Here is a 16,046-nt window from a genome sequence, read left to right as displayed (position 1 = left end):
TACCCCCATGCACACACCCGCCCCCGCACCGCCCCCCACGCGCACCGGCGGTCGGCTGCGCGGCGCCGCCGTCGCCCTGACACTGGGCGCCGCCCTGTTCACCGTCGGCGCCCTCGGCCTGGCCCCGGCCGCTGAGCCCACCCCCGCAGCCGCCGAACACCCGCCGCCCCGGGGCTCGTTGAGCGCCCTTCAGGCCCGCGTCCGGCACCTGCCCGAGGACGCGGGCGGCTGGGCAGCCCTGGGCATGGCCTATGTCCAGCGGGCCCGCACCACCGCCGACCCGGCGACCTACACGCGCGCCGAGCAGGCCCTGAACCGTTCCCTGGCCCTCCAGCGTGACGACAACTCCGGCGCGCAGACCGGCATGGGCGCGCTCGCGGCGGCCCGCCACGACTTCCCGGCGGCGCTCACCTGGGCCCGACGGGCGACCACGAGCGACCCCTACGACCCGGTCGCACTCGGGGTCCTCGCCGACGCCCACACGCAGCTCGGCCAGTACCCCGCCGCCTACCGGGCCGTTCAGCGCATGAACGACCTGCGCCCGGACGCACCCGCTCTGGCGCGCGCCTCCTACACCTTCGAACTGCGCGGCCGCACGGACGAGGCCGTCGCCCTCATGCGCCGTTCGCTGGACGCCGCCTCCACCCCCGGCGAACGGTCCTTCGCGCACGCCGTCCTGTCCGCGCTCGCCCTCCAGACGGGCCACCCCCGACCGGCCCTGCGTGAGGCCGAGTCGGGACTGCGGAACGCGCCCGGCGACTCGGCCCTCCTCGAAGCCCGCGCCCGCGCCCGGACCGCCCTGGGCAGCACCCGGCAGGCCGTCGCCGACTACCGGGCCGCCATCGCCGTCGCCCCGCTCCCGCACTACCTGCTCGGCCTCGGCGAACTCCAGCAGTCCCTGGGCGACGACGACCAGGCCGAGGCCTCGTACGCGGTCCTGCGCGGCCAGGAGACCATCCGCCGCTCGGTCCGGGTCCCCGCCGACACGGACGCCATCCTCTTCGAGGCCGACCACGGCGACCCCTCCCGGGCCGTGACGATGGCCCAACAGGCCTTGAGGACAAGGAAGTTCATCGCGGTGCACGACGCCTGCGCCTGGGCGCTGCACCGGGCCGGACGGGACCGCGAAGCCCTGCGCCAGGCCGACCTGGCCCTCGCGCTCGGCACCCGCAGCGCCCTGTTCCGCTATCACCGCGCGGTCATCCACCACGCCCTCGGCGACGACGCCGCCGCCGGCGCCGACCTCACCACGGCCCTGCGCACCGAGCCCCACTTCCACCCCCTGCACGCCCCCGAGGCGCGTGCCCTGCTCCAGCGGATCGACAGAACCCCATGAACCACACCCTTCAGCGCGCCGCCCTCACCGCCGCGTCGATCGCCCTGGCCGGAGCCGGCGCGTTCACCCCGGCGCACGCCGTACCGGCCCACTCCCCGGCCCACCCCTTGGGGAACTTCACCGTCAACTACCACACCGGCCTCACCCTGCACCCCGGACGCATCGACGCCCAGGTCATCGTCGACCGGGCCGAGATCTCCACCCTCCAGGAACGTCCTCTCATCGACGCCGATCACGACGGCTCGGTCTCCGCCGACGAGAGGCGGGCCTACGCCGGGGCCAGGTGCGCGGCGCTGACCCGCCAACTCCACGTCGCCGTCGGTGAGAACGCCGTCGCGTGGACAGCGGGCGCCTCGGCTCTCACCTACGAGCGCGGCGAGGCAGGGCTCGACACCAGCCGCCTCAGCTGCGCTTACAGCGCCCCGGCGACACTGTCCCGCCCCGCAGGCCTCGACCTGCGCACCAGCTACGACACCCGGCGCATCGGCTGGCGCGAGATCACCGTGCGGGGCGACGGCGTCCAGCTCTCCGGCACCGACCTGCCCGCCGTCTCTCCCACGGACGAGCTGCGCCACTATCCCCGCGACCCGGCGGCCGACCCGCTGAACCAGCGTGCCGGGCACGTGAGTTGCCGACCCGGCACGAACGGGGCGGCGGACACCGGCAGGGCGGAGCTGCCGGGCAGCGGATGGTTCAACGGCCTCCTGGAAAAGACGTCGGCCGTCTTCGACTCGCTGGTCGGCGCCCACGAACTGACCCTGCCCATCGGGCTGTCGGCCCTGTTCCTCGCCCTGGTCCTCGGCGCCTCGCACGCCGTGCTCCCCGGACACGGCAAGACCGTCATGGCGTCCTACCTCGCCGGCCGCCGCGGCACCCGGCGCGACGCGATCACCGTCGGGGCCACCGTCACCCTCACCCACACCGCGGGCGTGCTCGTTCTGGGGCTCGCCCTCCCGGCGGCCACCCACCTGGCCGGCGAAACCGTCCTGACCTGGCTCGGGGCGGCGAGCGGCCTGATCGTCACCGGCATCGGCGGCTGGCTCCTCACCGGCGCCCTGCGCAACCGGCCCCACCACGGCCACCATCACCATCACGGAGACGGCCACGGCCACGACCACCACAGCCACGGACACGCTCACCATCACCATCACGGCGACCACGCCCACGGAGGCCACGAACACCCCGGCCGCCGCCTCACGGAACTGCTCCCGAGACGCCGTACCCCACCCGCCCCGCGCCCGCCCGGAGACACCGTCGGCGTGGCCACTCTCCTCAGAACGGCCGACCCCGTCGCCCCTCCCGGCCACCGGCACGCCGATCACCGCCCCCTCGGCCGGGGTGGCCTGATCGGCATGGGCATCGCCGGCGGCCTCGTGCCCAGCCCGTCCGCCCTCGTCGTTCTCCTGGGCGCCGTGGCCCTGGGCAGGACCGTCTTCGGCGTGTTCCTGGTCGTCGCCTACGGCCTCGGGATGGCCGCGACCCTCACCCTCGTCGGCCTGGTCCTGGTGCGCCTGAGAGAACGCGTCGAAGCGCACCTGACGTCCCCGTCCGACAGCCGCCACCGCGCCGTACGCGTACTCGCCCGCGTGGGCCCCCTGGCGACGGCCCTCCTGGTCGTCCTCGTCGGCCTCGGCCTCACTGCCCGAGCGATCACAGGGTCCGCCTGACACTTCGAACACTTTCCGTAATTGCCAAGTCACCCTATGAAGCAATCGGTAGCTCGTACGGCCGAACAAAACGCCCCTCAATGCGCGGATGCGGCGAACCCTGGTGGTAGAGCGGCCGCCGCCGGGCGGATGCCTTTGAGAGACGGGGCGTGATGGGACAGGACCGTATCGACTCCCGACTGCTGGAGATGTTGACCGAGCAGTCGCAGGATCTGAACAGTGATGCTCTGCGGCTGACGCACGGCGCGCTCAACGACTTCGCGGACGACGCGCCGTCCAGAGCGAGAGCCGGATCGAAGACCGACGTGATGGCGCTCCAGACGGCCGCGTCGCTGGAGAACCTCGCCGTGAGCGTCTACCAGGCGGCTGCCGGGCTGCCGTTCATCAAGGACGGCAACAAGACGATCGTCGCGTTCATCAGCAAGACCACCGAGCAGCACCAGGGGCACGCGAAGGCGTTCAACGCCGCTGTGGCCCAGGCCGGCGGGAAGGCGCAGCACCAGCCCGACCCGAAGTACGCGGCCGTCGTGAAGAAGGCGCTGCCGGGCCTCCGCACGTCCGCCGACGTCGTACGGCTGGCCATCAGCCTGGAGGACGTCGCCGCCCAGACCTACACCAAGAACGTCGGCCAGGTCGGCGACCCCCGCCTGCGGCAGCTGTTCGCGTCGGTCGCTCCCGTCGAGGCCCAGCACCGCGCGACGCTGCTCGCGGTGCAGTCCCTGCTGGCCTCGAACGACGCGAGCCTGATCGCGATCCCGACGGACGTCGCCAAACTGCCCGCCAAGGTCGGCAACGTCGGATTCCCCAACGCCTTCTACCCGACCAGATCGGCCTCGCCGGTGTCCGAAGGAGCCGTGAAGTGAACGCCACACAGGACGGCTGGGAACTGCCGATCACCGAGAACCAGCTCGCCCGCCTCACCGACGACATGACCGAGGCCCACCACGAGACGCTCCCCGCCATGCAGGCGAGCGCGGCGGAGCTGGCCGAGGAGATCAGGACCCGGTCCGACGGCGTCCAGGGCCCAGGCCGTCCCGCCACGGACCGGCGCCGGTTCCTGCTCGGCGCGGGTGGCGGTGCGGCCGCGTTCCTGCTGGCCGCCTGCTCGGGCGGGGGCGGCGACACCTCGGCGGCCGCGCTGGACGCGGACAGCAGCGCGTCCCCCTCGCCGTCCGGCTCCTCCTCCGGGAGCACATACACCGGTGATCTCCAGCTGGTCGCCCTGTCGGTCGCGCTGGAGAACCAGGCAGTGGGCGCCTACCGGGCCACGCTGACGGCGGCCAAGGCGGGCAAGCTGGGCAAGGTGCCGCCCGCGGTCGCCACCTTCGTCACGACGGCGATGTCCCAGCACGCCGACCATGCGAAGGCGTGGAACGCCGTGCTCACCGGCGCCGGAAAGCCCGCCATCCACGACGTACCGCTCTCCGACCAGAACCAGGTGATGGCCACGCTGGGCAAGGCGACCAGCGTCGGCGCGGCTGCCAAGCTCGCCCTGCGGCTGGAGGACCAGGCCGCGCAGACCTACCTCTACGCGACCGCCCACGTGAAGAGCATCGCGGGCGTCAGCACCGCGGCGACCATTGCCCCGGTCGAGGCCATGCACGCGGCGATCCTGCACTTCGTCCTCGGCCAGTACCCGGTGCCGGACGCCTTCCTGCCCGTCAACTCGGCCGCCAAGCCGAGCCTCCTGACGGTGTGAGGTGTGAGGGTGAGAAGAACGAGAGAGGGCGAGGGGAGAGGGGGCCTTCCGTACGCCTCTGGCCGCGTCCGCCGTCGCCGTCCGGCGGTGGCAGGCATCGCCTGTCTGCTGCTGGCGCTGACGGCCTGCTCGAACTCCGGCAGTGCCAGCTCCAGTTCCTCGGCGAGCGCGTCGCCGTCCGGTGCGAACCACATCGAGATCAAGGACTTCGCCTTTCACCCGGCGAAACTGACGGTCGGACCCGGCACCGTGATCACGGTCACCAACAACGACTCGGCCACCCACACCGTGACCGCCACCGGCAAGAAGACCTTCGACACCGGCGACATCGGGGCGGGCAGGACAAAGACCTTCACGGCCCCGAAGACCGCCGGGACCTACTCCTACATCTGCACCATCCACCAGTACATGAAGGGCACCCTCACCGTGACCTGACCCCACACGCAGGACACACGAAGCCGACAGCAACCAGGCGCCTCGACCCGCCCCTCCTCGCCGCCCTGGACGAGGCGCCGAACATCGCGCCGATCCCCTCGCTGCGCCAGTGGGTGGCAGACGGCAGGGGCCGGGGCATCACGGTCGTCTACGGCCTCCAGGGCTGGGCGTCCGCCCGCGCCCGCTTCGGTGAGGACACGGCCAACGAGCTGGCATCGTTCACCAACCACGTCGTCGTGTTCGGCGGCGCGAAGGACCCCGCGTTCCTCAAGGACATGTCCGACCTGTGCGGTCAGGTCGAACGCGTCCGCACGACGAGGACCACGACCGGCGGCGACCACGGCGGTCACTCGACCGCAACGCACACGGCGCTGGAGCCGGTTCTTCGCGGTGACGAGATCAGGGCACTCCCCGACGGCCACGCCCTGCTCCTCGCAGACAACCTCGCACCCGTCGTCACCCGCCTCGACGGCATGTGGACCTGGGACTCCTGGCCCGAGATCGAAAGCCACGTCCACGACCTCCGAACAGCGAACAAGGCAACACGCTCACAGCAGGCCGCCACGAAGAAGAACCAGGCCGAGGCGCACGCCGGCGCATGGACGAACAATCAGGCGGCGGCTGCCGCATGACCGGCACCCCCCTCGCCCGCTTCACGCCCTTCCCCGAGCCGCCCGCGCCGATCCTGGAGTACCTCGCGGAACGAAGCGCCGAGGAGTCGGTGGCCGATGGACCCGCACCGTGGGATCTCGGCGCCCTGACCGCCGAGTTGGCGGCTCCGATGCCCGCCTGGCTGGACGCCGTCTGCCGCTGGCTCAACGAGACATACGCCTGGCAGCCCCAGGACGTGATCCCGCCCTGCTGGCAAGAGCACCACCATCTCGCCTACGAGATCGCGGCGTTCGCCTTCGCCAGGGCCGACGCGTACAACGACGCAGCGTCAACGGTGACTTGGCACGAACAGTACGACCGGTTCCTTCTCCGGATGAACAAGATGCTCGGCAAGGCCGGCGACGAGTGCCGAGTCGGGCGCCACGAGGAACGCAGTTCCCGGTTCCAACTAGCAGCTTGGCCGGAGTAACCGGTGACGCCTTGATGACGGCCTCGACGTGGTCTTCACCAGGGGCCAGACCTTCCAACTAGAGCGTCGGGCCCGTCACTCTGCTTCCGGGAGAGCCGACGAGCTGGGTCCGCAGGTAAGCGTTGGGGGTTTTGGGCATCTCTACCCTCCCTGGCTCCGACCTGCCGGACCGCCCCGCCCGCATCTCGCAAGCGCGCAATAGTGCATCGGTTGCAGCACATCCACCGCCTCAGCCCTCTGTACGGCCCGAGGCTCGGGTGGTGCACTTGTTGTACCCGGCTCCCGCCTGCCTCCAACTGCGGGCACCGCACGCCGGGTTGGTTCTGACCACACCTGCCCAGGACCCCGGCGAAGGAAGATCCCGATGACTGTCGCCACGCCGACCCGGCCCATCTCAGCCGACCTGACCGGACCGCAGGCGGTACGGGCCGTACCGGCCGGTGAAATCCCCGCTCTGGCCACACGGACGCGCCGGTCCGACCGCTCTACGACGTCTCGCTCCGCCGCATCGTGAGCCTGGCCACGGAGCGCACATCATGAAGCCTCCTGCCAGGGTCCTCCTCGCTAGCCCCCGTGGCTTCTGCGCAGGCGTCCCTACGCTCCATCCAGACCGTCGAAAAACTCTGAAACTGTACGGGGCCCCCATCTACGTCCGCCACAAGACAAGCAGAAGTTCTCGCAGCTCATCTCCCCGTCCAGCGACGACATCTGCTACGCCACACAGAACCGCCAGACGGCAGTGAAACAGCCCGCCGCCCAGGTTGACCTGCTCATAGTCGTCGACTCCCTGAACTCCTCTAACTCCGTCCGCCTCGCGGAGATCGCTCTGGCCGCTGGCGCCGCCGACACCCGTCCTCGGCAACTGACCGCCCATGACGACCAGACGGACACCACGTGAACGGCCGGGGCAAGACCGAAGAGGCAATCGAGCGGGGGCTGAGCTACCTCTCCCACCAGGTCGAAGGCAGGGGTATGCCGGCTGCCCAGCTTGCCACCGACTGTCTCTTCCACCATTGCTGCTCAGGCACCGAGGCCCGCGCGCGCGTGCTGCGACAGTTCGGCATCGACCTGGGGTTCAGTCCGGCAGACGAGGCGTTCTCGGCCATGCTCGCCTTGTCAGTGCTGCCGACAGCTTGCCTGAGTCCCACGGCTGGTGCTGCGCTGATCCGGCAGGTCGACAACAGCCGCTGGCAGCACAGGTTCCGGTTCTTCCCGGCCGTCAGCCAATTCGCCGCCGATACCGACTGTACGGCTCACGCCGCCAGCGGCCTGTCCGCGCATGGCGCCATGCCCCGGCACAGACTGCATGCCGTCGTGCGGGAACTGGCCGACGCAGCCGCCCCGCCCGCAACGGGATTCACCGAAAGGGGCCGTCACCCCGGCCTGCATCCCGGGGTTGTGATGGTCTACTGGGACGATGGGGCCGAGCCGGGCGCCACACCCAGGGGACGCAAGCACGACCCCGTCGTCTGCGCCAATGCCCTGCACACCATGAGCTTGGCCACACCATCAGCGCTCACCGAGAATTGCCGCCTGACCATGGCAACCACCCTGGACTACGTCAGAGAGCATCTCGACTCCGGACGCTACCGGCACGGAACGCGCTACTACCCCTCACCCGACGCCTTCCTCCACGCGGCATCGCGCCTGTGCCTGCACACCACCGCACACACCGCCCCACTCACCGACGCCTTGCGTGCCGCCCTCGTCCAACGCGAGGCGTACCTCACCACCCAGGAGGCAGCGGGTGATCCACTCCAGTTGGCCTTGCGGACCATCGCGGCCAACAACCTTGCCCACACACACGCACAAGACGAACGGCGCGCCACTCTCGTACGCCACCAACGACCGGATGGCTCCTGGCCCGCCCGCCCCTACTACCGCCTCGGTCGTGTACCCCTGTACTTCGGTTCGCCGCAGCTGACCACTCTCTTTGCCCTCGCAGCCCTGCACCCCTCACAACCCACCACGCCATGCCGCCGCCCTTCCACACACCGGCCAGACCAGTAAGGCACTGACACAGTCTGAGGAGCCGCGATGAGTACCGATCTGCTCGCCCCGTACCGCATGATCAATCAGCGGCACTGTGACCTCACTCGGGAACTGCTCGCCTGGTCCCTCCGACTGTGCTCTTGTGGGCAAGGCGCCGCCTGGCATGCCCAGACGGCCTACGTTGCGGCCACCTTCGAGACTTGTGGCGCACCATCCGATGCGACCCTGGACGAGAGCCTGCTCGGCGGGAAGTACATCGTCTTCTTCCTGTGCGTGGATGACGGTCCGACGGACCAACTGGCCAATCTGGAGCAGCAACTGCGCAGTGGTCACCGGGCGGCGAGTGGCGAGTGCGGCGTCCTGTGTCATGCGCTGCTGGACGAGATGAATAAGCGGGCTCTGGACACCCAGCAGTTCACGACTGCGCTTGCGGACTTCTGCTCCGCCTTGGCCACGGAAGCCCAGCACGATGTCCGCACCATGACCGAGGAGCAATTCCATGCCCTGCGGCGGCTGACTATCGGCAACCTGCCGTACGTCACCTGCTGGCGGACTGTCCGCGGTCTGCCCTTTCCCACCCCCGGGTCCAAAGCCTATGAGTTCAACGAACTCGCCGTGGAGGCGATCTACCTGGTCAACGATTTGGCGTCCATCACCAAGGACGAGGAGGAAGTACGGATAGGAGCCGCTAACGCCTACGTGACATCCAACTGGGTCCTATTCCACGCCCGGTCTCCAGGCGACCTGCAAACCGCAATTGACACAGCCATCACGCGATACATTCGCATCGTCGAAAAATTCGCCCACGCACCCCAAACGCCATTCACCTCTATCTTGTCCGGCCTCGTGGACGGCAACCTAGACGCACACCTCATTCTGACAGGCATGCGCTACCCCGGATCAGCACAAGTCCTACGCGCACTCCCACATATCGGAGTCTGAAGGCACCCACAGGAGTCCTGTCGAAGCGTGCCGGAGACGGCTTCCGGGACGATTTCCGGGACGATTTCCCGAGTGGCGCCGCCTATAGGCCGGGAAAGGGCACGCAGGCCAGTGTTTAGGCGATCGCACATAACACAGATCTGCACCGTCGGGACACCTTCCTCGCGCTTCGGTGGAGACAATTATTAGCCGAACCAGCGAGAGGTATTGCAATTTCAGAAATCCCCCGAGGCCAGTTCACAAAAATCCACACGTTGGAACCTGTTACTCGATATGCGACCCGGCTTTTTTAACAAGGTTGTTTTGGAGGAGCCCCGTACTGGGCTCCTCCAAAACCGCTGCTGTCCCTCGGTCGACGCGCAACCGGCTTTCAGCGATACAAGCCGCTCCGCCTGGTCAGGCCGGGGTCCGGTCGAGGAGGAGGGCGTCGAGGATGGCCGCCGTACTCGCGGGGTCGGTCGTGTGGTGCACCGTGCGGATGCCCAAGGCCTCGGCCGGAGGCAGGTTTCTCGCGTAGTCGTCCACGAAGACGCATTCCGGCCCGGTGAGTTCCAAGGCGTCGAGTACCCGCTGATAGATGAGCGGAGACGGCTTCCGTACGCCCTCCTGCTCGGACAGGATCACCGCGTCGAAGAAGTCCGTCCAGATGCCCTTGTCTTCGTACGGGTTGTAGGGCTCGATCCCGAACGAGTTGCTGAGCATGGCCACCTTGATCCCGGCCGCACGGGCACGCTCCGCGGCGGCGACGATCTGGGGCTCGGGGTGGAGGTTGGCCAGGGCCCGTCGCATCAGGTCGGTGGAGTCGATGCCGAGGATGCCACCGATGACGCGGTTCCAGTCCTCCTGCGTCGCCTCACCGACCTCCAGGGCTGCGTAGATCGCGACGCCGTCGGGGTGTTCCTCCAGGGCCGCGAAGTACGCGCCGGGCGCCAGTCCCTCCGACCTCTCGAACGTCTCTCCGTTCAGTCGCATCTGGGTGGTGAGCACACCACCGAAGTCGAGGATCAGGCCACGGTACGGGGCTGACAAAGCGGCCTCCTTGCCCATCTGGTCGTTCGCGTACTTGGTCCCCTGGCCGTCACAGCGGCAGAGCAACCGTTGAGGGCCCTCCCCAGGGGGAGAGACCATCAGTATCACCGCTCTCCAACGTACGTGGGCCTACGCTTGACACGAGTGCCCTGTCCACTACGACGGATGGTCAACCCATGGCGTATGACGGAGAGTTGTTCAGCATCGGGCAGAGGATCAAGTGGTGGCGTGAGCGCCGGGGCCTGTCCCAGAAGATGCTAGGGGACCTCATCGGCAGGTCAGAGAACTGGGTCTACAAGATTGAGAACGACCGGATGCCCTTGGACCGGCTTCCGATCCTGATCGCTCTCAGCAAGGCACTGCGGTGCGACCTAGCGGATCTGACGGGCGGCTACGTGTCCGGAATCGCCACCGGCGGGGCTGAGCACGAGCACGTACCGCTCATCCGACAGACGCTGTCCCTGCCCACCTCCCTGCTTCCGCAACGCGTCGGGTCGATCGGTTCCGAGGACTTCGAGTTGTCCGTGGCGGACGCATGGAAGGTCTACGAGACGCAGGCTGCCGACCGATATCGCGACGTAGGCGCCAGGCTTCCCAACCTGTTGCGACAGGGGCATGCCGCTCTTCGCGATGCCTCGACCGAGGACGAGGGCGCTGTCCTGCGGCAGCTCATCAGTCTGTACAGCCTCCACCAGATCTGGCTAGGTCGAGTCGGCGAACTGACCCTCGCGCGTATCGCGGCCGACCGCGGCCTCGCCCTCGCGGACAACGCCGGGGACCCGGGCCTGCTCGCGGCAGCAGCGTGGAGCTTGTCCTGCGTCCTCACCTCCGCTGGCGACGTGGAAGACAGCTACGAACTGGCTCAGCAGACCATCGCCCAGTGCCGGCCACACGACGACGCGAACCTCGAACACTGGTCGGCGTACGGCGCCCTGCACCTGCAAGGCGCCGTCGCCGCCGTCCGCGCCGCCAAGGCGCCCCGGGCCTGGGACATGTACCACGGTGCGCAACAGGCCGTGGAACGAGTCGGCTCGGACCAGAACCACTGGCACACCTGCTTCGGACCGACCAACTTCGCCATGCACGAGGTGCATCTGAAGGCCGAGGAGGGCGACACCGCCGAAGCGCTCCGCTCCGCCGATCACGTCCAGGTCAACATCGAGGTACCGCTCGAACGTCGGACCCGTTACCTGATCGAGGTAATGAACCTCAACCGCATCCAGCGCGACGACTACGCGACAGTCCACATCCTCGGGAAGCTGTTGAAGCAGTCACCGGAGGAGATCGTGTTCTCTCCCCTGGTCAGGGAGGCAGTAGCCGACCTGCTGAAGCGTGAAAAGCCGATGTGGCGCGACGACCTGCGCGCGGTGGCCGTGCACATCGGTCTCGCGGCATAGGCATATGCCGACCCTGAGCGTTACTCAGCCCTGATTTTTTCTCAGGGATGAGTCCTCGAAGTGGCCCTACGTTTACGGGTCATGACGACAAGTCACGTACAGACGGACACCGGCCCGGCGCCCGCCAGGCGCCACCTCCGCCTTGCTCGCGAGGCCGAGGTGGCGCCGACGGAGGCCGGCCGCTTCGCGATCCCCCTCGACCTGCACGAGGGGGCCGCGAAGCCCGTGGTCGTTCCGCTGGTCCTGACGGCCGATGACGCGGTTGCTCTGCACGGAAAGCTCGGCGGTCTCTTCCCCATCGCGGGAGGTGACGCTCGATGACCGCACGGACTCCCGGAGATCGCGAGCGCCGCCGCAACTTGGCTGACGCCTCCAACACCCCGATGCCTGCCCTCGCCGGACTGCTCCGACGCGTTCCCAGCCAGCGGTGCCGGTCGCACCCGCTCACCTTCACCGACCTTCCGGCCGACAGCCCCACCCAGATCGGACCGGAGCGGTGAACGCCCAGGCGTCGCAGCGCCTGCCCGCTATGCGCAACGGCGTCTTGGTGGCGGAGGCCTTCCCCATCGCCAAGCGCTCGCCGGGCGAACTCCCCCCGCTCGAAGACAGACTCCAGGTCGGCGCCATGAGGCAGGTAACCCGGAACTGCCTCCTCGCGCGCGGTCTGTTCTGTATCGCTGATGACGCCGCCTTGGTCGTGTCCGAACTGGTCACCAACGCCATCGTGCACAGCGGAGGCCAGAGGGTCACGGTGGCTCTCTCCCTACGGGACGGTTTCCTCCGGATCGACGTGCACGACGGTGTCCCGAACAGTCACGCCCTGCCGCGGGCACCCTGTGACGCCGACGAGCACGGTCGCGGTCTGGTCCTCGTGAAGGCGATCGCCGAAGAACAACGGGGCACCTGGGGCATCGAAGACGGCGGTGCCACCACGTGGTGCGAGCTGAGTTTGACGGCGAGCTGATGACGATGCCAGTTCGGATCAAGGACCCCACCGTGCCAGCGGACTCCTGGACGCCGCCGCTCAATCCGCATGCCCTTCAGCACGTGTTGAGCATGGTGCACCGCTGGAATCCGGTGGACTGGGACCTCGTTTTCGACGCCCTGGACACGGTCATGGGGGAGGTCAGTCACCACGCTGCGGGGACGTCCGGCCGTAGCCACGCCCGCACGACGGCACCCGGGCACGACCATGCCGAGGATCTTGCCCAGCGCTTCCGAGGAGCCCTCATGCAGCTCGTGAACCGGGGGCTGCGAGATAAAGCGGACGAGAAGTATCCGGATCTTGCCGACCTGATCGCCCGAGCCCGCGAGCTGCGCTCCGAAGAACTTCCTACCGACCCTTGGCAGGCACAGGGGCTCCTACGGCAGCTGGGCCAAGTCACCCTCGAACTGGTCGAGGGCCTGGAGGAAGTCGGCCTTGTCACCGGACTGATCGAATGCTGATCACTGGGGCACGAACAGCGCATTCCCTCGTCTCTGCACAGCTGTTGCGAGATGGGCTTGGCCGGACGGCGCTCGCGCCCACGCGGCTTTGGACCAAAGGCTCGGGACCGCTCTCCGACCCCGGGCTCGTCGGCGGCACCGTTCCCCCGCGGACGCCGACGAGCCCGGCCTTACTCATGTTTCCGCCGCTGGGAAGTTCCCCCGAGGCCCCGGCGGCGGAGAAACACCCCCGAGGAAAGTACCGATGCCGAAGCTGTTCCTCCTGGCGGCGATCGTGGTCCTCCTCGCTCTGGGGCGACCCTTCCGTGAGAGGAGCCGCGCACCCGCGCCGATGGACAAGCTCCAGGCCATCGAGATGGAGCGCTTCGCCGAAGTGTGCCGCCGAGGTGGCTCATGACCAGGCTCTGGCAGTACGCCCCACCCGTCTCGGCACCCGTCTCGACACGACTGGGCGCTCTACGCCGCACCTTCTACGACGAGGCGCTCGACTTCGTCTCGGCGCGAGGCCGTCTCGTCAGGGTCGCCACGTACGTGGCAACGGACCCGGCCGTCTCCGCCGAACCTCAACACGACGCGCTGACCACCTACGCCGAGCAGGTCATGGGCTGGCGTCTGGGCGCGCAGCGGTTCACCGACCACGTGCGGCGCGACGAACACGCTTGTCCTAGGCCGGAGTTGAGCCGCGCCTGCCAGTACGCCGGGACCGGGCGTGTAGACGGAATCCTCACCGCCGGCCGCGCCTCACTGCCGTCCGACGACGTCTACGAGGTCTACCTGCGGTGGCTGCACGACCGACTCGCGTTCATCGCATTCTCCCAGATCAGCAGTTCCGCCTAGACAGCCTGCCGCTCCCCACCGCCCATCACCTACCCGAGAAGGAGAGCTGCTCATGCGTTCCCTCGCCTACGCCGAGAAGGGAAGGCAGGTCCTGCCGAACTTCACCTGCGCCTGCTCCACCGCGAGCCACGAGCGATTCCAGCCGAGGCTTCTGCCCCCTCAAGCCGCCTGCGACTACGACTACTTCCGCGAGCGGCTCGACGATCCTCTCCAGGCGGACTCCGGCGTCGCGGTCGCGCTCTTCGGCCGCCCGCTGCTGGCCGTGCCGGTCGGCGGTAAGAGGCGTGGCGGATACGCGAGTTACGAGTCCTTGACGGACGCGCTCCAGGCACGGGACCTGCACGCCACGGTCCCCGTCGGCTTTCCTGACCTGCGTGTCCGGTGGTCGCCGGATGCCGACACCTGTCACCCGGTCCGGTGGGGTGATCCCGCTCCGCGGTACTGGGAGGGGGGCGACGACGCGGAAGGCCGCCACCACGGCTACAGCGACGACGCCATCGCCGCGTTCCTGCGCGGGTGCTCCCGACCGCGCAGATCGGCCGCTGACTGACCGCATCCCTACCGTCCGCCATTTCACCCACGGGGAGATTCGTGACCATCACCCATCAGGCCTTCAAAGCGGCCTTTGCCGCAGCCGAGGTACTTGGCCGTGCACTGCAAGACGCCGGGATCAACTGCGTTCATCCGGTTCCGGGCTACCCCAGTGACAACGAGCATGACGGCACCCCCGTCATGCACATCAGGTATATGGGCGGCCCGGGCGCCGAGCGGATGACGGCCCTGCTGCGCGCCACGGAGCCTCTGCGGTCCGCATTCGACTGCATGATGAACCATGAGGAGACCGTCGCCGCGCGCGCCGACCTTCAAAGGGCTCTGGCCGACGCGGGGATCAGCGGGCCGACGCAGGTGACGGAGGTGGAGCCCCATCCCAGGGGCTGGGGCCTGGTCCTGCACATCGAGCGCCTGGACACCGCCACCGCTACCACGCTGGCCGAACTCATTTCTGCGGGTATGCGTGAGTACATCGCGACGGCCGACGCCTTGGACGCCGCCTTCCGGGCCTGCGGGTTGGAGGGCGCTCCCGTTCCCGTTGCGCGCGGTCTCCGTATCCACCTCGGCGAGATCAGCGTGCACACCGCGCAGGCACTCGGCACCCTCCTCGGAGCCGCCCCGGCGCTCACGAAGCTGGCCGAGGTCCCCGACTGGCCCGAGTCCGACCAGGTCATGATGCGCCTCGACCAAGCCATGAGAGCGACGTCGGGGTTCGTGGATGTCCAGCTCCACCCCTACTGCGCGCGGTGCGGCCACGACCCGTCCATCACCCTCGGCACGCTCAGCCTGAACACGGCCAAACACTTGATCGCGACCCTCCAGAACCGGCTGAAGTCGTCGTCGGCGACGACCCCGTAACTCGCCGAAAGGGATGGAGCCTGCTGTGCAACGGCGTGCTGCTCTTCGAGGACACCGGTGAGCTGCTGCCCGACGGCCGCGTCATCAACCCGCACCGGCCGCTCCTGACCGGGGCACGTTCCTGACCTGTCGCGGCACAACCGTCCGCCGCCGTTCAACTGGCTTGTCCTGTAAGCCTCTTCGTCGCCTCTACCGTCCGAACGATCAAGAGAGAGCCCGACTGACCATGCATGTCTCCGAGAATCTCCGCCGCCTCCGCCGTCTTCACGCGTCGCGCTCCCCGCGTAAGGACCATGAGCCGTTCAGCCTCGTCGACATGCTCGCGGACGTGGACATGGGCGCTGAGCCGGATCACCCGGTCCAGCCGTCGTCCGTGGAGATCAGCCTCTTCGGGGCACGTTCCCAGGGCAGGACGCGCTTCGCCGCCCTCAAGGCGATGCGTCACCAGCACCCCGTTCTCGTGCACGCCCTGTGCACCTACCTCAGTGTCTCCTGGTTCCTCGTCGCCGCGATCGTGGCGCCCGTGATCAAGGGCCGCTGACGCCCAGTCGACAACGCGCGCGGGCGGTCTCTTGCAGATCCTGCAAGGCGTTTGCACGCCCTGCAAGCCCACCACCACGGCCGTCGCCACGGTGGTGTTCTCGGAACGTCACGCATTTCCCAGACTCCCGCCCCGGCCTGCTGCCGGGCACGACCTGCCCATGTGGCGCAGGAACGGGGCGGGGCTCCACCTTCCCGGCCGGTCGCGGCCGGGAAGCACGCGGGATTCCACGAC

At 68.7% G+C, this 16,046-nt stretch carries 21 protein-coding genes and 1 pseudogene; 21 read left to right on the top strand and 1 reads right to left on the bottom strand.

Annotated features, from left to right (window positions below; translation table 11 throughout):
- Positions 1-7: 7 nt before the first annotated feature.
- The 10 genes and pseudogenes from ACIQOU_RS30195 to ACIQOU_RS30150 all read left to right on the top strand — a co-directional run bounded on the left by ACIQOU_RS30195 (position 8) and on the right by ACIQOU_RS30150 (position 9,152).
- Complete coding sequence (locus tag ACIQOU_RS30195; RefSeq protein WP_401541625.1) at positions 8-1,336, top strand: hypothetical protein; 1,329 nt, start codon at positions 8-10, stop codon at positions 1,334-1,336.
- The gene (locus ACIQOU_RS30190; protein WP_401541623.1) at positions 1,333-3,003 is read left to right on the top strand and encodes a nickel/cobalt transporter; all 1,671 of its coding nucleotides are present in this window, start codon (positions 1,333-1,335) and stop codon (positions 3,001-3,003) included. Before ACIQOU_RS30195 ends, ACIQOU_RS30190 begins: the two co-directional genes overlap by 4 nt.
- A 152-nt stretch (positions 3,004-3,155) precedes the next feature.
- Positions 3,156-3,866 (top strand): ferritin-like domain-containing protein, encoded by a 711-nt coding sequence (locus ACIQOU_RS30185; RefSeq protein ID WP_401541620.1) that lies wholly within the window; start codon positions 3,156-3,158, stop codon positions 3,864-3,866.
- Positions 3,863-4,702, top strand: a complete 840-nt coding sequence (locus ACIQOU_RS30180) for a ferritin-like domain-containing protein (protein ID WP_401541617.1) — start codon at positions 3,863-3,865, stop codon at positions 4,700-4,702. Before ACIQOU_RS30185 ends, ACIQOU_RS30180 begins: the two co-directional genes overlap by 4 nt.
- A gap of 87 nt (positions 4,703-4,789) precedes the next feature.
- Positions 4,790-5,137, top strand: a complete 348-nt coding sequence (locus ACIQOU_RS30175; protein WP_401541614.1) for a cupredoxin domain-containing protein — start codon at positions 4,790-4,792, stop codon at positions 5,135-5,137.
- Positions 5,092-5,769, top strand: a complete 678-nt coding sequence (locus ACIQOU_RS30170) for a type IV secretory system conjugative DNA transfer family protein (RefSeq protein WP_401541791.1) — start codon at positions 5,092-5,094, stop codon at positions 5,767-5,769. The genes ACIQOU_RS30175 and ACIQOU_RS30170 overlap by 46 nt, the downstream gene beginning before the upstream one ends.
- The gene (locus tag ACIQOU_RS30165; RefSeq protein WP_401541789.1) at positions 5,766-6,218 is read left to right on the top strand and encodes a hypothetical protein; all 453 of its coding nucleotides are present in this window, start codon (positions 5,766-5,768) and stop codon (positions 6,216-6,218) included. The genes ACIQOU_RS30170 and ACIQOU_RS30165 overlap by 4 nt, the downstream gene beginning before the upstream one ends.
- Positions 6,219-6,882: 664 nt before the next feature.
- Positions 6,883-7,113: pseudogene (locus ACIQOU_RS30160) on the top strand (hypothetical protein); the annotation flags it as partial.
- Complete coding sequence (locus tag ACIQOU_RS30155; protein ID WP_401541612.1) at positions 7,113-8,228, top strand: hypothetical protein; 1,116 nt, start codon at positions 7,113-7,115, stop codon at positions 8,226-8,228. The pseudogene ACIQOU_RS30160 and the gene ACIQOU_RS30155, both read left to right, overlap by 1 nt.
- Before the next feature lie 27 nt (positions 8,229-8,255).
- The gene (locus tag ACIQOU_RS30150) at positions 8,256-9,152 is read left to right on the top strand and encodes a terpene synthase family protein (RefSeq protein WP_401541609.1); all 897 of its coding nucleotides are present in this window, start codon (positions 8,256-8,258) and stop codon (positions 9,150-9,152) included.
- A gap of 396 nt (positions 9,153-9,548) precedes the next feature.
- Here the strand turns inward: ACIQOU_RS30150 and ACIQOU_RS30145 are convergent, their stop codons facing one another.
- Positions 9,549-10,181, bottom strand: a complete 633-nt coding sequence (locus tag ACIQOU_RS30145) for an HAD-IA family hydrolase (RefSeq protein WP_401541606.1) — start codon at positions 10,179-10,181, stop codon at positions 9,549-9,551.
- 176 nt (positions 10,182-10,357) lie between these two features.
- Here ACIQOU_RS30145 and ACIQOU_RS30140 point away from each other — a divergent pair, with 176 nt between their 5' ends.
- The 11 genes from ACIQOU_RS30140 to ACIQOU_RS30090 all read left to right on the top strand — a co-directional run bounded on the left by ACIQOU_RS30140 (position 10,358) and on the right by ACIQOU_RS30090 (position 15,812).
- A complete protein-coding gene (locus ACIQOU_RS30140; RefSeq protein ID WP_401541603.1) occupies positions 10,358-11,578 on the top strand; it encodes a helix-turn-helix domain-containing protein in 1,221 nt (406 codons plus the stop codon).
- Positions 11,579-11,659: 81 nt separating this feature from the next.
- Positions 11,660-11,899 carry a hypothetical protein gene (locus ACIQOU_RS30135; RefSeq protein ID WP_401541601.1) on the top strand — a complete coding sequence of 80 codons (240 nt, stop codon included), beginning with the start codon at positions 11,660-11,662 and terminating at the stop codon, positions 11,897-11,899.
- Positions 11,896-12,078, top strand: coding sequence for a hypothetical protein (locus ACIQOU_RS30130; RefSeq protein WP_401541598.1), 183 nt, complete (start codon positions 11,896-11,898; stop codon positions 12,076-12,078). Before ACIQOU_RS30135 ends, ACIQOU_RS30130 begins: the two co-directional genes overlap by 4 nt.
- The gene (locus tag ACIQOU_RS30125) at positions 12,075-12,542 is read left to right on the top strand and encodes an ATP-binding protein (protein WP_401541596.1); all 468 of its coding nucleotides are present in this window, start codon (positions 12,075-12,077) and stop codon (positions 12,540-12,542) included. Before ACIQOU_RS30130 ends, ACIQOU_RS30125 begins: the two co-directional genes overlap by 4 nt.
- Entirely contained in the window at positions 12,512-13,024 is a 513-nt protein-coding gene (locus ACIQOU_RS30120) for a DUF6415 family natural product biosynthesis protein (protein ID WP_401541594.1), read from the top strand. The genes ACIQOU_RS30125 and ACIQOU_RS30120 overlap by 31 nt, the downstream gene beginning before the upstream one ends.
- A gap of 244 nt (positions 13,025-13,268) precedes the next feature.
- On the top strand, positions 13,269-13,421 hold the full coding sequence (locus ACIQOU_RS30115; RefSeq protein WP_401541591.1) for a hypothetical protein: 153 nt from the start codon (positions 13,269-13,271) through the stop codon (positions 13,419-13,421).
- The gene (locus tag ACIQOU_RS30110; protein ID WP_401541589.1) at positions 13,418-13,861 is read left to right on the top strand and encodes a hypothetical protein; all 444 of its coding nucleotides are present in this window, start codon (positions 13,418-13,420) and stop codon (positions 13,859-13,861) included. The genes ACIQOU_RS30115 and ACIQOU_RS30110 overlap by 4 nt, the downstream gene beginning before the upstream one ends.
- A 52-nt stretch (positions 13,862-13,913) precedes the next feature.
- Positions 13,914-14,411: a DUF6302 family protein gene (locus tag ACIQOU_RS30105; RefSeq protein ID WP_401541586.1), complete on the top strand. Its 498-nt coding sequence runs from the start codon at positions 13,914-13,916 to the stop codon at positions 14,409-14,411.
- A 182-nt stretch (positions 14,412-14,593) separates the two neighbouring features.
- Entirely contained in the window at positions 14,594-15,271 is a 678-nt protein-coding gene (locus ACIQOU_RS30100; RefSeq protein ID WP_401541584.1) for a hypothetical protein, read from the top strand.
- Entirely contained in the window at positions 15,160-15,396 is a 237-nt protein-coding gene (locus ACIQOU_RS30095; protein WP_401541581.1) for a DUF5999 family protein, read from the top strand. Before ACIQOU_RS30100 ends, ACIQOU_RS30095 begins: the two co-directional genes overlap by 112 nt.
- 101 nt (positions 15,397-15,497) lie before the next feature.
- The gene (locus tag ACIQOU_RS30090) at positions 15,498-15,812 is read left to right on the top strand and encodes a hypothetical protein (protein WP_401541579.1); all 315 of its coding nucleotides are present in this window, start codon (positions 15,498-15,500) and stop codon (positions 15,810-15,812) included.
- Positions 15,813-16,046: the final 234 nt, after the last annotated feature.

Source organism: Streptomyces sp. NPDC091279, from assembly GCF_044757465.1.
Lineage (GTDB): Bacteria > Actinomycetota > Actinomycetes > Streptomycetales > Streptomycetaceae > Streptomyces.
This window is presented reverse-complemented; position numbering and strand designations above follow the sequence as displayed.